Genomic DNA, 296 nt, shown 5'->3' on the forward strand with positions numbered 1-296 from the left:
GCCGAATTAGCCCATTTGTGTTCTCATTTGTTCCCCGCTGCCAAGGACTCTGAGGATCGCAGAAGTAAACTTTAACGCCGGTGCTGACAGTAAATTCTAGATGTCTGGCCAGTTCCATTCCTCTGTCCCATGTCAGTGATTTTCTGAGTTCTGACGGTAAACTCAGGAATTTGTCGGTAAGAGCCTGATTTACTGAGACAGAATCTTTGCCCCTGAGTCTAAGGATGATCGTATAACGTGATTTTCGGTCTACAAGTGTGGCTATATGAGAGTTTTTTGTACCTGAGACTAAATCG

The 296-nt window shown here is 44.6% G+C and carries 1 protein-coding gene; it reads right to left on the bottom strand.

Annotated features, from left to right (window positions below):
* On the bottom strand, nucleotides 1-296 hold a 296-nt coding region (locus FHC49_RS21970; RefSeq protein WP_220440860.1), incomplete at both ends, for an IS30 family transposase.

The sequence above is a fragment of the Kluyvera sp. EC_51 genome (assembly GCF_019584505.1).
Lineage (GTDB): Bacteria > Pseudomonadota > Gammaproteobacteria > Enterobacterales > Enterobacteriaceae > Kluyvera > Kluyvera sichuanensis.